Here is a 14,776-nt window from a genome sequence, read left to right as displayed (position 1 = left end):
CCTACTTCACCCACATCCCGGTTCGCCTGTGCCAGTCGGCAATCGATTCCTCGGGGTAGACGTCGAAAACCTTGTCACCCTTGCCAATCACCGGCTCGACCCAGGTCGCCTTGTACTTCAGCATGATGTGCACTTTTTCAGGCGGTTTGGGCAGGTCGCTGTCGATCGCCGACGCAAAGGGATGGACCAGTTCCGGCCAGGTCGGATCGTAGAGCCAGAGTGCCGATCCGCATTTTTTGCAGAAATTCCGCTCGCCTGACGAGACGTCGCGCTGCGGATGCTCGTCGTCCTCGATCTCGGCCCGATAGACTCCGAGACTGCGCTTGCCCTCGATTTTCAGCGTCTCGTAGACGGCGCCAAGATTGATGGCAAAGCCGCCGCCGCCTTGCTGTTTGCGGCAGATAGAGCAGTAGCACAGCATGAAAGGGGCCGGCGTGTGGCTCTCCACCTCGAAGCGCACGGCGTTGCAGCGGCAGGATCCTTTGAGCAGAAGCGGCATGAAAAAACTCCGACGAATTTCGTGTTCAACCTGTCAGCATGGTTTTGGTTGCGGCGATGACAAGGCCAAATCCCGGTGACATGATCGCGGCATGGACAATGAACGCATAGAAGAACTTTTCGAGAGCCTCGGCCCGGTCAGCATCCGAAAACTGTTCGGCGGCAAGGGCATCTATTGCGACGGCGTCATCATCGCCATCGTGGTGCGCGGCGAGCTGAAACTGAAGGCAGACGAGCAAAGCGCGCCCGACTTCGAGGCCGCCGGCTGCCAGCAATGGACCTATACCGGCTCGCGACACGGCAAGCTGGTCTCCATGCCCTATTGGAGCATTCCCGACAGCGCTTTCGACGATCCCGACGAGATGACGGTCTGGGCGCGGCGGGCTTATGAGGCCGGGCGACGGGCGGGGAAGTAATCGCCTAGAGGGCTTTCGCGATCTTGGCCGCCAGCCGCGCATTGTTTTCGACCAGCGCGATGTTGGTCTTCAGGCTCCTGCCGCCGGTGAGCTCGAGGATTTTGCCCAGCAGGAACGGCGTCACCGCCTTGCCGGTTACGTTCAAAGCCTCGGCGGCCTTCTGCGCGGCCTCGATGTAGCCGGCCATTTCGTCGGCCGGGATTTCGTCATCCTGCGGCACCGGATTGGCGATCAGCATGCCGCCGCTCAAGCCCAGCGCGGCCCGAGTCTTGTAGAAATGCGCGATCTCGTCTGCGCCATGCAAGGTCAGCGGCGCGCGGAACGGCGAATGCCGCGACCAGAAGGCCGGCATCGTCTCGGAGCCATGGCCGACCACCGGCACGCCGCGCGTCTCAAGCACTTCCAGCGTCTTTTCGATGTCGAGGATCGCCTTGGCGCCGGCCGAGACAACGATGACTGGCGTGCGCGCCAGCTCATCGAGATCGGCGGAGATGTCGAAGCTCTTTTCGGCGCCCTTGTGCACGCCGCCGATGCCGCCGGTGGCGAACACTTTTATGCCGACCATATGCGCCGCGATCATCGTGGCGGCGACCGTGGTGCCGCCGGTGCGCCCTTGCGCCACGGCGAAGCCGAGGTCGGCGCGCGACAGCTTCATGGCGTCCCCGGTCATGGCGAGAGACTCGCGCTCGCCGTCGGAGAGGCCGATCTTGATGCGGCCGCCAACCACGGCGATCGTCGCCGGCACCGCGCCGCCATCGAAAATGATTTTTTCGACATTGGCCGCCATGGCGCCATTGTCGGGGTAGGGCATGCCGTGGGTGATGATGGTGCTTTCCAGTGCCACCACCGGGCGCCCAGTGGCCAGCGCCTGCGCCACCGGCGGATGGATGTCGATGAAGGGGCGAGCGGTTTCCGGGGTCATGATGGTCTCCGATCCGGAGCGTCGCGCGTCCACCTGGACTGCGCGCTCCAGCAACAACAATTCGCCGGTCTCATGCCATTTCCTGTGCATCCGGCACAAGGGCCAGCGCTTCGGCAAAACTCGCCGCCGTGAAGGCAGGCACTGCGTCGGCGCTTTCGATGGCAAGCGTCGCGGCCGCGACGCCCTCGCGTAGCGCTTCACGCAAGGGCAGGCCGCGCAGCAGGGCGGCGACCGTAGCGCCGGCCAGCGCGTCGCCGGCGCCGGTGACGTCGGCGATTCTTCTCGGGGCAGGGGGCACGATTGTGAAAAGGCCGCTTTCGTCAAAACCCAGCACCGGGCCATCGCCCGCCGTCACCACGCCGTTCTTGAGGCCGACACGCCTCAGGCCGTCGACGAGGTCTTGCTCTTCAGTGTCGACGCTTTCACTGGCCAACGCTATCGCCTCGCGTCGATTCATAAACAACAGCGCCAGCCCGCCGAGTACCGGCGTCAGCCGCACCACCTTGGCCGGCGAGATGGCGATGGCGAACACCGGCTTGCCGTCAGCGAGCCCCACCAGTCGCTCAAGTGCTGTCGACGGAAGATTGGCGTCACATAGGATCGCATCGGCTGAGCCGATTACCTCGCGCACCTTGGAGCGGCGGATCTGCTTGGGGAACGCCAGGTCGTACAGCGCCATGTCGGCAAAGCCGACGATCAGCTCGCCGTCGCGGTCGAGCAAGGCGGTGTAGCTCGGCGTCGTGCGGTCGAGGAACACCGCCGACAGATCGGCAATGCCGGCCTGGGCGATTGCCGAAGACACCGTGTCGGCGGCCGCATCGCCGCCGCGCACCGAAAGCAGCGAAGCCGAGACGCCGCGCCGCACGATGCTGCGCAGCGCGTTGAAGACGCCGCCGCCGACATCCTCGCGCATCGTGCCCGGGTTGGACGCTGCCGGCACATAAGGGCCGGAAACCTGGCCGCGCCGGTCGATATGGGCGCCGCCCACGGCCAATATTTTTGCCGATTTCACCATGCGGGCGATATGACCTTTGTTATTCCAGCCGCACAAGCGCTAGGCTGTGCGACGGAGCTTCGCAGGCAAGCCAGCGATTCGGTGGATCGGAACAACCGGACCGCCTGGCCCAATGCAGGATGCATCTGGAAACGAAACCCTGAGACAAAAATAGAACAAATCCAGATATCGTTTGTTTTTCAGATATTTGACACCCCTTGCCAAACGAGAACAAAAAAGGTACAAACTGAAGCAGGGATCACGGATTGTCCGGCCTTCATTGACGACCAAGGGGTGATGTATCATGGCTCAGAATTCTTTGCGGCTTGTAGAGGACAAAGCGGTGGACAAATCAAAGGCTCTGGATGCGGCGCTGTCGCAAATCGAGCGTGCCTTCGGCAAGGGCTCGATCATGCGGCTCGGCGCCAACGAGCAGGTCGTCGAGATCGAGACTGTGCCGACCGGCTCGCTTGGCCTCGACATTGCGCTTGGCGTCGGTGGCCTGCCGCGCGGCCGCATCGTCGAGATTTACGGGCCGGAAAGCTCGGGCAAGACGACGCTGGCCCTGCACACGGTGGCCGAAGCCCAGAAGAAGGGCGGCATCTGCGCCTTCGTCGATGCCGAGCACGCGCTCGATCCGGTCTATGCCCGCAAGCTGGGCGTCGATCTCGAAAATCTGCTGATCTCACAGCCGGACACCGGCGAGCAGGCGCTGGAGATTTGCGACACGCTGGTGCGCTCCGGCGCCATCGACGTGCTGGTGGTCGATTCGGTGGCGGCGCTGACGCCGCGCGCTGAAATCGAGGGTGAGATGGGCGATTCGCTGCCCGGCCTGCAGGCCCGCCTGATGAGCCAGGCGCTGCGCAAGCTGACCGCTTCGATCTCGCGCTCCAACACCATGGTCATCTTCATCAACCAGATCCGCATGAAGATCGGCGTCATGTTCGGTTCGCCCGAGACTACGACCGGCGGCAACGCGCTGAAATTCTATGCTTCGGTGCGCCTCGACATCCGCCGCATCGGTTCGGTCAAGGACCGCGACGAGGTCGTCGGCAACCAGACCCGCGTCAAGGTGGTCAAGAACAAGCTGGCGCCGCCCTTCAAGGTGGTCGAATTCGACATCATGTATGGCGAAGGCGTGTCGAAGACTGGCGAGCTGGTCGATCTCGGCGTCAAGGCCGGCGTGGTCGAAAAGTCGGGCGCCTGGTTCTCCTACAATTCGCAGCGTCTCGGCCAGGGCCGCGAAAATGCAAAACTGTTCCTGCGCGACAATCCCGACACGGCGCGCGAGATCGAGCTGGCGCTGCGGCAGAATGCCGGACTGATCGCCGAGAAGTTCCTCGAAAATGGTGGTCCTGAGCGTGGCGAAGACGACGGCTTCGAGGAAGAATCCGGCGCCATGTAGGATGCGAGCAATCGCCGCCTGGGTTTTTCTTGAGTTCGCGTATCCCGATTGAGTTTGCGTATCGATGGGTTTCAAACCGCCGGCCTTGAGCCGGCGGTTTTGTGTTTTGGCGGCGCCGCAGGGCTGGGTTCGACTGGCCCGCAAAGCCGCGATTTGGACCAATCCCGTGTTTCTGGACAGGCTGCGGTGCGACCGCTAAAAGGCCAAGTCCGTCTTCCTATGCATGTCGCCCAAAAGTGGGCAGCGGTTTTGGGAAAACGACATGCATAAACACAGACTTAAAGCGCGGCGACTGAATCCGTTTCAACGCGACGCGCTTTAAGAAGCAAAAGTCTATTTACCGCCGGGCTGACCGGCGGCTCTCTCGAAAAAGGCAGCATTCATGAGTGGCGTGAACGAGATCCGGTCGACATTTCTCGACTACTTCCGCAAGGAGGGTCACGAGGTCGTCGCGTCGAGCCCGCTGGTGCCGCGCAACGATCCGACGCTGATGTTCACCAATGCCGGCATGGTGCAGTTCAAGAACGTCTTCACCGGTCTCGAAAAGCGGCCCTATTCGCGCGCCTCGACCGCCCAGAAGAGCGTTCGCGCCGGCGGCAAGCACAACGACCTCGACAATGTCGGCTACACCGCGCGCCACCTGACCTTCTTCGAGATGCTCGGCAATTTCTCCTTTGGCGACTATTTCAAGGAGCGCGCCATCGAGCTTGCCTGGAACTTGATCACCAAGGAATTCGGGCTGGACAAGGACAAGCTGCTGGTCACCGTCTATCATACGGACGACGAGGCGGCCGGCTTCTGGAAGAAGATCGCCGGCTTCTCCGACGACCGCATCATTCGCATCGCAACCTCGGACAATTTCTGGGCGATGGGCGACACCGGACCGTGCGGGCCGTGCTCGGAGATCTTCATCGACCGTGGCGAGCACATCTGGGGCGGCCCTCCCGGCAGCCCGGAAGAGGATGGCGATCGGTTCCTCGAATTCTGGAACCTGGTCTTCATGCAGTATGAGCAGGTGACGAAGCAGGAGCGCATCGACCTGCCGCGCCCGTCGATCGACACCGGCATGGGCCTGGAGCGCATGGCGTCGATCCTGCAAGGGGTGGAAAGCGTTTTTGAGACCGATCTGTTCCGCCATCTGATCGATGCGGCCTCGTCCGCCATCGGCCGTGGTCCCGACAAGGAGACGGTCGCGTCGTTCCGCGTCATTGCCGATCATCTGCGTTCGTCCTCCTTCCTGGTGGCCGATGGCGTGCTGCCGTCGAACGAAGGCCGTGGCTACGTTCTGCGCCGCATCATGCGCCGCGCCATGCGCCATGCGCAGTTGCTCGGTGCCCATGAACCGCTGATGTGGAAGCTGGTGCCGGCGCTGGTGCGCGAGATGGGTCAGGCCTATCCGGAACTGGTGCGCGGCGAACAGTTGATCACCGAAACGCTGAAGCTCGAGGAAACCAGGTTTCGCAAGACGCTGGTGCGCGGCCTCGGCCTGCTTTCGGAGGCGACGGAAACGCTCGGTGCCGGCGACATGCTGGACGGCGAGACCGCTTTCAAGCTCTACGACACCTATGGCTTCCCGCTTGATCTGACGCAGGATGCGCTGCGCCAGCGCAACATCTCGGTCAATCTTGCCGGTTTCACCGCAGCGATGGAGCGGCAGAGGGCCGAGGCACGTAAGCATTGGGCCGGTTCCGGCGACGCGGCCACCGAGACAGTCTGGTTCTCTGTACGCGAACAGACCGGCGCCACCGAGTTCCTCGGCTACGAGACCGAACAGGCGGAAGGGCTCATCCAGGCGCTTGTCAGGGATGGCAAGACCATCGACAGCGCCGGCAAGGGCGAGGCGGTTGCCGTCGTCGTCAACCAGACGCCGTTCTATGCCGAGTCCGGTGGCCAGATGGGCGACACCGGAATTATCTCGGGCGAAGGGTTCTCGATCGAGATCTCCGATACGCAGAAGAAGGCCGATGGGCTGTTCGTCCATCTCGGCAAGGTGGCCAGCGGCACCGTCAAGACGGGCGCGACCGTCGAGCTGAAGGTCGACCATGCGCGCCGCTCCAGGCTGCGCGCCAACCATTCCGCGACGCACCTAATCCACGAGGCGCTGCGCGAGGTGCTGGGCACTCACGTCGCGCAGAAGGGCTCGCTGGTGGCGCCCGAGCGGCTGCGCTTCGACATCTCGCACAACAAGCCGATTTCGCCGGAGGATCTCGAAGAGGTCGAGCGCATGGCCAATGAGATCGTCGTCCAGAACTGCCCGGTGACGACGCGCCTGATGTCGGTCGACGACGCCATCGCCGAAGGCGCCATGGCGCTGTTCGGCGAAAAATACGGTGACGAGGTGCGCGTCGTGTCGATGGGCACCGGCGTGCACGGCGCCAAGGCCAACCGGCCCTATTCGGTCGAGCTTTGCGGCGGCACGCATGTCAGGGCGACCGGCGATATCGGTCTGGTGCGTGTCGTCTCCGACAGCGCGGTCGCCGCCGGCGTGCGCCGCATCGAGGCGCTGACAGGCGAAGCGGCGCGAAAATATCTCGATGAGCAGGATCGCCGGTTGAAGGCGGCGGCCGCGACGCTGAAGATTTCGCCGGCCGACGTACCGGCGCGCGTCGAGGCGCTGCTCGACGAGCGCAAGAAACTCGAGAAGGAACTGACCGAGGCGCGCAAGAAGCTGGCGCTGGGTGGGGGTGCTGCAGCCGGAGCGCCGGTCGAAAACGAGACCGTTGCCGGTGTCGGATTCCTTGGCAAGGCGGTTTCGGGCGTCTCGCCGAAGGATTTGAAGCCGCTGGCCGACGCCGGCAAGACGTCTCTCGGCTCCGGCGTGGTGGTTTTCGTCGGCGCCGGCGAAGACAACAAGGCGAGCGTCGTGGTCGCGGTCACCGATGACCTCCTCGGCCGCTTCAGCGCCGTCGACCTGGTGCGCGTGGCCTCCGCCGCCTTGGGCGGGCAGGGCGGCGGTGGCCGCCCTGATATGGCCCAGGCTGGCGGTCCGGACGCCTCCAAGGCCGCCGATGCGATTGCCGCGGTAAAGGCTGCGCTGGAAGCAGCCTAGCGTCCACTAGGGGCGCTTCGCAGCCTTTAGCGCGCGCGTCATTCTGACGGAGTCGCCCCATGTGGACAGCCAGATCAGGATGTCGGTAGCGATTGAAATCGTCGCCCGTAGAAGGTTCAGCGCTGGGCCGGGCGATTTCAGCTGCTCCTCGGCGTGATGGAGATGGGCGAGTTCTTCCTCGCGGATCGCCAAGATGATGTCGTGCAGCTCACGATCGCGGCCGACGAGGAAAAACAGCTGATCGTCGAGATGGCGATGCACCGCCGCTTCGACCGCCGCGGTGCAGGCCCAGATGCCTTGCGGTCCGAGCAGGGCGGTCACGAAGCCCAGCAGCCAGCCGCCCCAGCCCCAGAACTGCATCACCCGGCACGGTCGCGAATGTCGTGATGGCATGGCTGTACGGAAGGCGGCGCAATGAGTGCGCTCGTGCCCAAGCATCTCCGACAAAGACGGCACGCAATCGGGCCAAAAGCGCTTGGCGACGAGAATCTGAGCCGAATAGATTCGGATCGCGCCGAACTCGCCGGCGTGGTTGACCCTGACTATTCTGGCCACTGTGAGTGCGTCCATGGTGAGTAAGGTCAGCCATGGACGCGCCCACACCTATGTCAGCCGGTTGGCAAAGCCTGGCCGCTTTGCAATGCGTGTCCGCCATGCCTGGATATCGGGGAACTCGGCCAGCAGGTTCTGCCCCTCCGCGACCTTGGCGAAATAGCCGATGATCGGCGCGGCATGCAGGTCGGCCAGCGTCAGCTGGTCTCCCAGCAACCACAGTCCCTGGGGCTTGAGTGACGTCAACACCCGCAGCACTGTTTCGGCCTGCCGCAGCCCGTTGGCGATCAACGCCTCGTCGGGTGGCTCTTTCTCCAGCCGCTCGACGGCGACGTCCCAGACCATCGACCGGTAGCCATAGGCGTCGAGCATGCCGATGATCTGGTTCATCGTTGCGCGGCTACGCGGCTCCTCGGGCTGCAACGCCGGACCGTCAAAAGCCTCGTCGACATAGCGGGCAATCGCGCTCGCCTCGAACAGGCGAAAGCCATCATGCTCGAAGGCCGGGATGCGGCCGAATGGATGATGCTCGACATACCAACCGGGAATGCCCTCCGCGGCAAAGACATCGACCGGCACAAGCTCGTAGTCGATGCCCTTTTCCTCGAGCGCGAGGCGGACGATGCGCACATAGACGCTGTAGTCCGCCCCGTAGACGATGGGCTTGCCCATGTCGCTTGCCCGTCAGGCCATCGCCTTCTGCAGGTTCTCGTCGATCTTGTCGAGGAAACCGGTGGTCGACAGCCAGGGCTGGTCGGGGCCGATCAGCAGCGACAGATCCTTGGTCATGAAGCCGGACTCGACTGTCTGGATGCAGACCTTTTCCAGTGTTTCGGAAAAACGCTTCAGTTCGGCATTGTCGTCGAGCTTGGCGCGGTGGGCGAGGCCACGCGTCCAGGCGAAGATCGAGGCGATCGAATTGGTCGAGGTCTCCTCGCCCTTCTGGTGCTGGCGATAGTGGCGGGTGACGGTGCCGTGCGCGGCTTCGGCTTCCACCGTCTTGCCGTCCGGCGTCATCAGCACTGAGGTCATCAGGCCGAGCGAGCCAAACCCTTGCGCCACCGTGTCGGACTGCACGTCGCCGTCATAGTTCTTGCAGGCCCAGACATAGCCGCCCGACCATTTCAGGCTGGAGGCCACCATGTCGTCGATCAGCCGGTGCTCGTACCACAGTTTCTTCGACTTGAACTCGGCCTCGAACTCGGCCTCGTAGACTTCCTGGAAAATGTCCTTGAAGCGGCCGTCATAGGCTTTGAGGATGGTGTTCTTGGTCGAGAGATAGACCGGGTAGTTGCGCAGCAGGCCGTAGTTCAGCGAGGCGCGCGCGAACTCGCGGATCGATTCATCCAGATTGTACATCGCCATGGCGACGCCGGCGCCTGGTGCGTCATACACATCATGCTCAATCACCTTGCCGTCCTCGCCGACGAACTTGATCGTCAGCTTGCCTTTGCCGGGGAAGCGGAAGTCGGTGGCGCGGTATTGGTCGCCGAAAGCGTGACGGCCGACGATGATCGGCTTGGTCCAGCCGGGCACCAGGCGGGGCACGTTCTTCATGATGATCGGTTCGCGGAAGATGGTGCCGCCGAGGATGTTGCGGATGGTGCCGTTCGGCGACTTCCACATCTTCTTGAGCTTGAATTCCTCGACGCGCTGCTCGTCGGGGGTAATCGTCGCGCATTTCACGCCGACGCCGTACTTGTTGATGGCGTTGGCCGAATCGATGGTCACCTGGTCGTTCGTGGCGTCGCGGTGTTCGATGCCGAGGTCGTAGTATTCAAGCTTGAGGTCGAGATAGGGGTGGATCAGCTTGTCCTTGATGAACTGCCAGATGATGCGGGTCATCTCGTCGCCGTCGAGTTCGACGACCGGGTTCGCCACCTTGATCTTCGCCATGGAAAGAATGCCTCGTTGCTTGGGGATCGGAACGGCCTTGCCCGCATGGCTTTCGACCGGGGATGCGGCCCGTATATCAAAGCATTTTTGACCGCGCAAACGGCGATCCGCCCTGTAGGGCCTGACCGTCACCGCCGATCGTTCCTTGCGAAAGCTTCATTTTCGCGGCCGAATGTGGCAGGGGACGCTGAAATGCCGCAAACCGCAGTTCATTGACACCATGACAGCCGACCAAGAGCCAGACAAAATTCCTGCCGTAGGGCCGGCGATCATCCTGGTCGAGCCGCAGCTCGGCGAGAATATCGGCATGGTCGCGCGCGCAATGGCCAATTTCGGCCTGTCTGAATTGCGCCTGGTCAATCCGCGCGACGGCTGGCCCAGCGTGAAGGCACGCGCCGCCGCGAGCCGCGCCGACCATGTCATCGATGCCGTGACGGTCTTCGACGACCTGGCCTCGGCGATCGCCGACCTCAACTTTGTCGTCGCCACCACGGCCAGGCAGCGCGACGGCTTCAAATCCGTACGCGGCCCGGTGGAGGCGGGCAGGGTACTGCGCGCCCGTCACGGCATGGGGCAGCGCACCGGCATCCTGTTCGGCCGCGAGCGCTTCGGGCTGTACAATGACGAGGTCGGCCTTGCCGACGAGATCGTCACCTTTCCGGTGGATCCTGATTTCTCCTCGCTCAACATAGCCCAAGCGGCTTTGCTGATGTCCTACGAGTGGATGAAGTCCGGCCTCGAAGACGAGACCAAAACCAACTTTGCCGGCCCTGAGATGAAGCCGGCAAGCAAGGAAGAGCTGCACGGCCTGTTCGCCTATCTGGAAGGCGCGCTCGAAGCGCGCGGCTATTTTCGCCCGGCGCCGAAGAAGCCGAAGATGGTCGACAATCTGCGCGCGGTGCTGACGCGCGCCGGCTTTGCCGAGCCGGAGCTCAAGGTGTTGCGCGGCATCATCTCGTCGCTGGACCGGTTTTCACCGGCAATGCCGCGCGGCGACGGTTCTCCGGGAGATGATCCAAGGCGGCTCCCGGCAGCGGCTGCGCGTGCCAGGAAAGCTGCGGACAAAGACTAGGCATTCCCCTGCGTCACCGGTAACCGAATTTTATCCGGTTGGGCTCATTGTCATGAAAACGATGGGCTCTGAGATGTTTGCTTCAAATATCGGCCGTCTGCGCTTCTTCGCTTATTCTGCGGCCCTGCTGGTCGCCGAAATAGTGGCGGTGGTGTTGTCCATTTCGTTGACCATCGGCTTTGACGGACTGGCCAACTCGAAACCTGGCCCGGGCCGCGAAGGGGTGGCGGGAGCGATCCTGGTGGTTTCGCTGGTGGTTGTGCTGTTTCGCGCCAATTTCGCCTGGCGCCGCAGCCGCGACGCGCAAGGATCGAAGTGGATCCTGTGGGGCTATATCGTGTTTTCGGCCCTCTTTGCGTTTCTGCAGGCCGGCACTGTCCTGGTTTATGATTTCGGTGCCGAAGATTTCAACTCCGGTCTGAACCTGCTCGGGCTCTCGATTTTTGGTCTGTGGTGCACAATTCTGATGGCCAAGCCTGCAGGTGTCGACCTCAACGAGCTGGCGTCGGTTTTTGATTTTGACGAACCGGCCGCGCCGCTCGGCAACATGAATTCGAAATTGTATTCCTCGCCGGCCGCCGCCACCGCTTCACAGGTTTCCACCTCCGTAACGCGACCGGCGCCGTCACGACCGACAGGTCCAAACGCTCGTCCTCGGCCCACCGGCTTCGGCAAACGCGGTCTTGTCTGAGCACATTCGCCACTTCAAGGCCATGATCGTTCCAGATAGAAGCGCACAGGCCGCAGCCGGCCTCTTCGCCTGATCCCAGCTCTTCTCGTGATTCAAGCACAATGACCGTTCCATCAGACGCCCGCCCGATCCTGATGTTCGATTCCGGCATCGGTGGCCTCACCGTGCTGCGCGAAGCCCGCGTGCTGATGCCCGACCGCCGCTTCATCTATGTCGCCGACGACGCCGCCTTTCCTTACGGCGCCTGGGAGGAACCGGCGCTCAACGCCCACATCCTCGGCCTGTTCGGCAAGCTGCTGGACAAATTCCAGCCGGAGATCTCGGTCATTCCCTGTAACACCGCCTCGACGCTGGTGATCGATGCGCTGCGCGAGAAATTTCCCGGACATCCCTTTGTCGGCACGGTGCCGGCGATCAAGCCGGCGGCCGAGCGCACGCGCTCGGGTCTGGTTTCCGTGCTGGCGACGCCCGGCACCGTGAAGCGCCAATACACGCGCGATTTGATCGGCAAATGGGCGCAGAAGTGCCATGTGCGGCTGGTCGGTTCAGACCGACTTGCCCCGCTGGCCGAAATCTACATGCGCCAAGGATTTGTCGACGAGGAGATCGTGCGCCAGGAAATCGCGCCGTGCTTTGTCGAAAAGGACGGCGCCCGCACCGACATCGTCGTGCTGGGCTGCACGCACTACCCCTTCCTGGCCAACCGCATGCGCAAGACGGCGCCCTGGCCGGTGGACTGGATCGATCCGGCTGAAGCGATCGCACGACGCGCCATGTCGCTGCTCGCGCCTGTCGACGGCCCGCTGCCGGACGGCGAGCCCGACATCGCGGTTTTCACCTCCGGCAAGGTGGATTTCGCCACCCGCCGGCTGATGCAGGGTTTTGGCCTGAGCGTGTGTTAGGCAGGTGCGAAGACGACGCTGCGTTGATCCGGATCGGCCGAAACGAGCCTTAGCGTAACGCCATCGCCCTGTCCGGACCCGGGGGCCTTTACGTTGGCAACGACAGGCATGTCTGACAGCTGCACGCGCACACGCTGATCGGTGACGTCGGTGACCACGGCCTTGAACGTTTCACCTTCGCGTCCCTTCAGCATGACTGCCTCGGCAAGGTCGATGGCTGCATGGTTGATCTGCGAGGCGCGGGCATCCGCGCGCCCCATAATTTTGGGCAGCCTGGCGAACGCGTCGGTAACGGTCTGCGGTACCGGCTGCCCATTGGCGATGGCCAGGGTGCAGCGCACGACGTAACGGTCGGCCAGCCGCCTCAACGGCGCCGTGGCGTGGGCATAGGTCGCAGCCATCGCCTCGTGCCAGGGCACAACGCCTTCTTCATAGGGTTGGTAGGACGCACCAGAGCCGGCGCGGCGGATTTCCAGCATCAGCGCGGCCTGTTGCTTGTTGGTAGGATCGAGGGTTCGTTGGTAGTCGGGCAGACTGGTCGACGCCGGCCAGGACAGGCCGAGAGCCTGTGCCGCGTTGCGCAATCTTTGCACCTTGGAAGCATCCGGCGGCGCCATCACCCGAAACAACCCGGTCCGGTGTGCCAGCATGGCGTCGGCAATCGCCATGTTGGCGGCCAGCGAAAGTGCTGCATTGTCCTGCTCGGATTGCAGCAGCGGCCTGAAAGCAAGCTGGAACCGGCCATCGGCAAGCTGTTCCACCTCCTGCTCGGGCGGGTCGACGCGGGAAGCGCCACGACGCTCTTCGGCTGCTGCCATGCGCCGCGCAATTTCGGCGAAGCCGGTCGGAACGTCGGAGGCTTGGACGCTGTCATAGGCGAGCTTGGCGCGGCTTTGAATGATTGCCCGCTCTGCGCCGTCCAGCTTTACCGCTCCGTCCTCGGCGATCCAAACCGTGAAGATAACGGCCGGGCGCGGTCCGCTGGGCAATAAGCTCGCCGCACCCTCGGCAATCACCGGGGGATAGAGCCCGGCCTTGCCGTCCGGCAAATACAGGGTCTCGCCCCGCGCCCAGGCTTCGATATCCACCGCGTCGCCGTCCTCGACGAACCAGGCCACGTCGGCGATCGCATAGTGCAGCAGAAGGTCGCTGCCGCTGGCCTCAATCGAAAACGCCTGATCAAGATCTGTGGAAGTCGCCGGATCGAGTGTCACGAAGGGCATCGTCGTGCGGTCGGCATGCTGGTCGGGCACGCGCTTGGCCGCAGACTGTGCCAGGGCCATTACATCAGCGGGAAATCCGACCGGCACATGGAACTCGCTGCGGATTTTCGCGAGGCCGGTAGCGAGTGCTTGCGAGGGATCGGTCAACGATTTCATCACGCCGTCCTACACTGGCGTTCCGGACACGGGAAGGCCGCTCTGCTGGCGGGGTAGACACGAAATCGAACCGCTGGCGCTGGAACCGTCGCCGAAGCGAGACGTTTCTTCTGGTAGCAAGAAGAGGAGCCGATCATGCCAGCCACATCGAAAGCCCAGCAGATGGCCGCCGGCGCGGCATTGTCCGCCAAACGCGGCGAGACAAAAAAGAGCGAACTCCAAGGCGCGTCGAAGGAAATGTACGAGTCCATGAGCGAAAAGCAGCTCGAGGATTTTGCCGAGACCAAGCGCAAGGGCCTGCCCGAGAAGAAGTCGAAGCATTGAAGGAAATCAGACAAAAGAACGCCGCGCCCGCGATGTTCCATCAAAAAGCCCGCGGCTAAACCGCGGGCTTCAATTGATGGGGCTGTCAGCCTTCGGAGGCCGAGGCCGGACTTACCAGCGCCACCAGCAGCGCCGCACCGTGTAGCGGATCACGCGCTTGTGGCCATGCCGCCACACCACCTTCTTCTTGACCACGATGCGGCATACCTCATGATGCCGATGGCCATGCCAATGCCGGGCCATTGCCGGCTCCGGCACCGCAACGGACATCGATGCTGCCAGTACCGCCGCACCTGCCAACGAAAGGAAGAATTTCTTCATCAGAATCGGGCTCCTCTAGCTCCAGTCCCTTCCTGATGCCGTTGGCGCAACAACCTCCCGCCACAGCCGGCACCGTATTCAACACGGAAAATGCTATACGGTCGCGACGCCTGGCGCCATTCACAAGCTTGACACCGGTTAAATGTCCGTTTAACCACCGCGCCAACACCGGGCCGCAATGTCCGGTGGTTTCTTTGTATGCGCAAGACCTCTTGGGAAACCGGTTGGTAGTCTCCCGGTCTTGTTTGAACTGACGTGTCCCGTGGGTTTTCCGCCGCGTTGCGTGGGAAGACCCTGTCAGGCCTCGAAAACGGAGGCCAGAGGAGGGCGCGTTTCCTTCACCCGGACCATGAGG

15 protein-coding genes are annotated in these 14,776 nt (G+C 63.0%); 7 read left to right on the top strand and 8 right to left on the bottom strand.

Annotation, left to right across the window (positions count from 1 at the left end; all coding sequences use genetic code 11):
• Position 1: 1 nt before the first annotated feature.
• A complete protein-coding gene (locus AC1DXU_RS15225) occupies positions 2-499 on the bottom strand; it encodes a GFA family protein (protein ID WP_477369686.1) in 498 nt (165 codons plus the stop codon).
• Positions 500-590: 91 nt separating this feature from the next.
• Here AC1DXU_RS15225 and AC1DXU_RS15220 point away from each other — a divergent pair, with 91 nt between their 5' ends.
• Positions 591-914: a TfoX/Sxy family protein gene (locus tag AC1DXU_RS15220; protein ID WP_477369684.1), complete on the top strand. Its 324-nt coding sequence runs from the start codon at positions 591-593 to the stop codon at positions 912-914.
• Positions 915-918: 4 nt separating this feature from the next.
• Here AC1DXU_RS15220 and AC1DXU_RS15215 read toward each other — a convergent pair whose 3' ends face one another.
• A complete protein-coding gene (locus AC1DXU_RS15215; RefSeq protein ID WP_477369682.1) occupies positions 919-1,836 on the bottom strand; it encodes a pseudouridine-5'-phosphate glycosidase in 918 nt (305 codons plus the stop codon).
• 70 nt (positions 1,837-1,906) lie between these two features.
• The gene (locus AC1DXU_RS15210; protein WP_477369680.1) at positions 1,907-2,851 is read right to left on the bottom strand and encodes a carbohydrate kinase family protein; all 945 of its coding nucleotides are present in this window, start codon (positions 2,849-2,851) and stop codon (positions 1,907-1,909) included.
• A 283-nt stretch (positions 2,852-3,134) separates the two neighbouring features.
• On the opposite strand from AC1DXU_RS15210, the gene recA reads away from it, so the two are divergent.
• On the top strand, positions 3,135-4,235 hold the full coding sequence (recA, locus tag AC1DXU_RS15205; RefSeq protein WP_112561417.1) for a recombinase RecA: 1,101 nt from the start codon (positions 3,135-3,137) through the stop codon (positions 4,233-4,235).
• 382 nt (positions 4,236-4,617) lie between these two features.
• Positions 4,618-7,284, top strand: a complete 2,667-nt coding sequence (gene alaS, locus AC1DXU_RS15200) for an alanine--tRNA ligase (RefSeq protein ID WP_477369678.1) — start codon at positions 4,618-4,620, stop codon at positions 7,282-7,284.
• Positions 7,285-7,290: 6 nt separating this feature from the next.
• Here alaS and AC1DXU_RS15195 read toward each other — a convergent pair whose 3' ends face one another.
• From AC1DXU_RS15195 to AC1DXU_RS15185, 3 genes are read right to left on the bottom strand one after another with little or no spacing between them, the layout of a single operon-like run.
• Positions 7,291-7,854, bottom strand: a complete 564-nt coding sequence (locus AC1DXU_RS15195) for a demethoxyubiquinone hydroxylase family protein (protein ID WP_477369676.1) — start codon at positions 7,852-7,854, stop codon at positions 7,291-7,293.
• Positions 7,855-7,887: 33 nt separating this feature from the next.
• Entirely contained in the window at positions 7,888-8,508 is a 621-nt protein-coding gene (locus AC1DXU_RS15190; RefSeq protein WP_477369674.1) for a glutathione S-transferase family protein, read from the bottom strand.
• A 12-nt stretch (positions 8,509-8,520) separates the two neighbouring features.
• Positions 8,521-9,732 (bottom strand): NADP-dependent isocitrate dehydrogenase, encoded by a 1,212-nt coding sequence (locus AC1DXU_RS15185; RefSeq protein WP_477369672.1) that lies wholly within the window; start codon positions 9,730-9,732, stop codon positions 8,521-8,523.
• 220 nt (positions 9,733-9,952) lie between these two features.
• Between AC1DXU_RS15185 and AC1DXU_RS15180 the strand changes: the two genes are divergently transcribed.
• From AC1DXU_RS15180 to murI, 3 genes are all read left to right on the top strand, one after another.
• Positions 9,953-10,804, top strand: a complete 852-nt coding sequence (locus AC1DXU_RS15180; protein WP_477369670.1) for an RNA methyltransferase — start codon at positions 9,953-9,955, stop codon at positions 10,802-10,804.
• Complete coding sequence (locus AC1DXU_RS15175) at positions 10,743-11,495, top strand: hypothetical protein (RefSeq protein WP_477369668.1); 753 nt, start codon at positions 10,743-10,745, stop codon at positions 11,493-11,495. Before AC1DXU_RS15180 ends, AC1DXU_RS15175 begins: the two co-directional genes overlap by 62 nt.
• 101 nt (positions 11,496-11,596) lie before the next feature.
• A complete protein-coding gene (gene murI / locus AC1DXU_RS15170) occupies positions 11,597-12,397 on the top strand; it encodes a glutamate racemase (protein ID WP_477369666.1) in 801 nt (266 codons plus the stop codon).
• On the opposite strand, the gene AC1DXU_RS15165 is transcribed toward murI, so the two are convergent.
• Entirely contained in the window at positions 12,394-13,776 is a 1,383-nt protein-coding gene (locus AC1DXU_RS15165; RefSeq protein WP_477369664.1) for an RNB domain-containing ribonuclease, read from the bottom strand. The genes murI and AC1DXU_RS15165 overlap by 4 nt on opposite strands.
• A 135-nt stretch (positions 13,777-13,911) precedes the next feature.
• On the opposite strand from AC1DXU_RS15165, the gene AC1DXU_RS15160 reads away from it, so the two are divergent.
• Positions 13,912-14,100 carry a DUF3008 family protein gene (locus AC1DXU_RS15160; protein ID WP_477317461.1) on the top strand — a complete coding sequence of 63 codons (189 nt, stop codon included), beginning with the start codon at positions 13,912-13,914 and terminating at the stop codon, positions 14,098-14,100.
• A gap of 111 nt (positions 14,101-14,211) precedes the next feature.
• Here the strand turns inward: AC1DXU_RS15160 and AC1DXU_RS15155 are convergent, their stop codons facing one another.
• Positions 14,212-14,421 (bottom strand): hypothetical protein, encoded by a 210-nt coding sequence (locus AC1DXU_RS15155; RefSeq protein WP_477317463.1) that lies wholly within the window; start codon positions 14,419-14,421, stop codon positions 14,212-14,214.
• Positions 14,422-14,776: the final 355 nt, after the last annotated feature.

This window comes from Mesorhizobium sp. P3_A10 (assembly GCF_056403175.1).
This window is presented reverse-complemented; position numbering and strand designations above follow the sequence as displayed.

Excerpts from the sequence above, each read along its gene's own strand:
- AC1DXU_RS15225 (WP_477369686.1), bottom strand. The coding sequence starts at position 499 with ATGCCGCTTCTGCTCAAAGGATCCTGCCGCTGCAACGCCGTGCGCTTC.
- AC1DXU_RS15220 (WP_477369684.1), top strand. The coding sequence starts at position 591 with ATGGACAATGAACGCATAGAAGAACTTTTCGAGAGCCTCGGCCCGGTC.
- AC1DXU_RS15215 (WP_477369682.1), bottom strand. The coding sequence starts at position 1,836 with ATGACCCCGGAAACCGCTCGCCCCTTCATCGACATCCATCCGCCGGTG.
- AC1DXU_RS15210 (WP_477369680.1), bottom strand. The coding sequence starts at position 2,851 with ATGGTGAAATCGGCAAAAATATTGGCCGTGGGCGGCGCCCATATCGAC.
- recA (WP_112561417.1), top strand. The coding sequence starts at position 3,135 with ATGGCTCAGAATTCTTTGCGGCTTGTAGAGGACAAAGCGGTGGACAAA.
- alaS (WP_477369678.1), top strand. The coding sequence starts at position 4,618 with ATGAGTGGCGTGAACGAGATCCGGTCGACATTTCTCGACTACTTCCGC.
- AC1DXU_RS15195 (WP_477369676.1), bottom strand. The coding sequence starts at position 7,854 with ATGGACGCACTCACAGTGGCCAGAATAGTCAGGGTCAACCACGCCGGC.
- AC1DXU_RS15190 (WP_477369674.1), bottom strand. The coding sequence starts at position 8,508 with ATGGGCAAGCCCATCGTCTACGGGGCGGACTACAGCGTCTATGTGCGC.
- AC1DXU_RS15185 (WP_477369672.1), bottom strand. The coding sequence starts at position 9,732 with ATGGCGAAGATCAAGGTGGCGAACCCGGTCGTCGAACTCGACGGCGAC.
- AC1DXU_RS15180 (WP_477369670.1), top strand. The coding sequence starts at position 9,953 with ATGACAGCCGACCAAGAGCCAGACAAAATTCCTGCCGTAGGGCCGGCG.
- AC1DXU_RS15175 (WP_477369668.1), top strand. The coding sequence starts at position 10,743 with ATGATCCAAGGCGGCTCCCGGCAGCGGCTGCGCGTGCCAGGAAAGCTG.
- murI (WP_477369666.1), top strand. The coding sequence starts at position 11,597 with ATGACCGTTCCATCAGACGCCCGCCCGATCCTGATGTTCGATTCCGGC.
- AC1DXU_RS15165 (WP_477369664.1), bottom strand. The coding sequence starts at position 13,776 with ATGAAATCGTTGACCGATCCCTCGCAAGCACTCGCTACCGGCCTCGCG.
- AC1DXU_RS15160 (WP_477317461.1), top strand. The coding sequence starts at position 13,912 with ATGCCAGCCACATCGAAAGCCCAGCAGATGGCCGCCGGCGCGGCATTG.
- AC1DXU_RS15155 (WP_477317463.1), bottom strand. The coding sequence starts at position 14,421 with ATGAAGAAATTCTTCCTTTCGTTGGCAGGTGCGGCGGTACTGGCAGCA.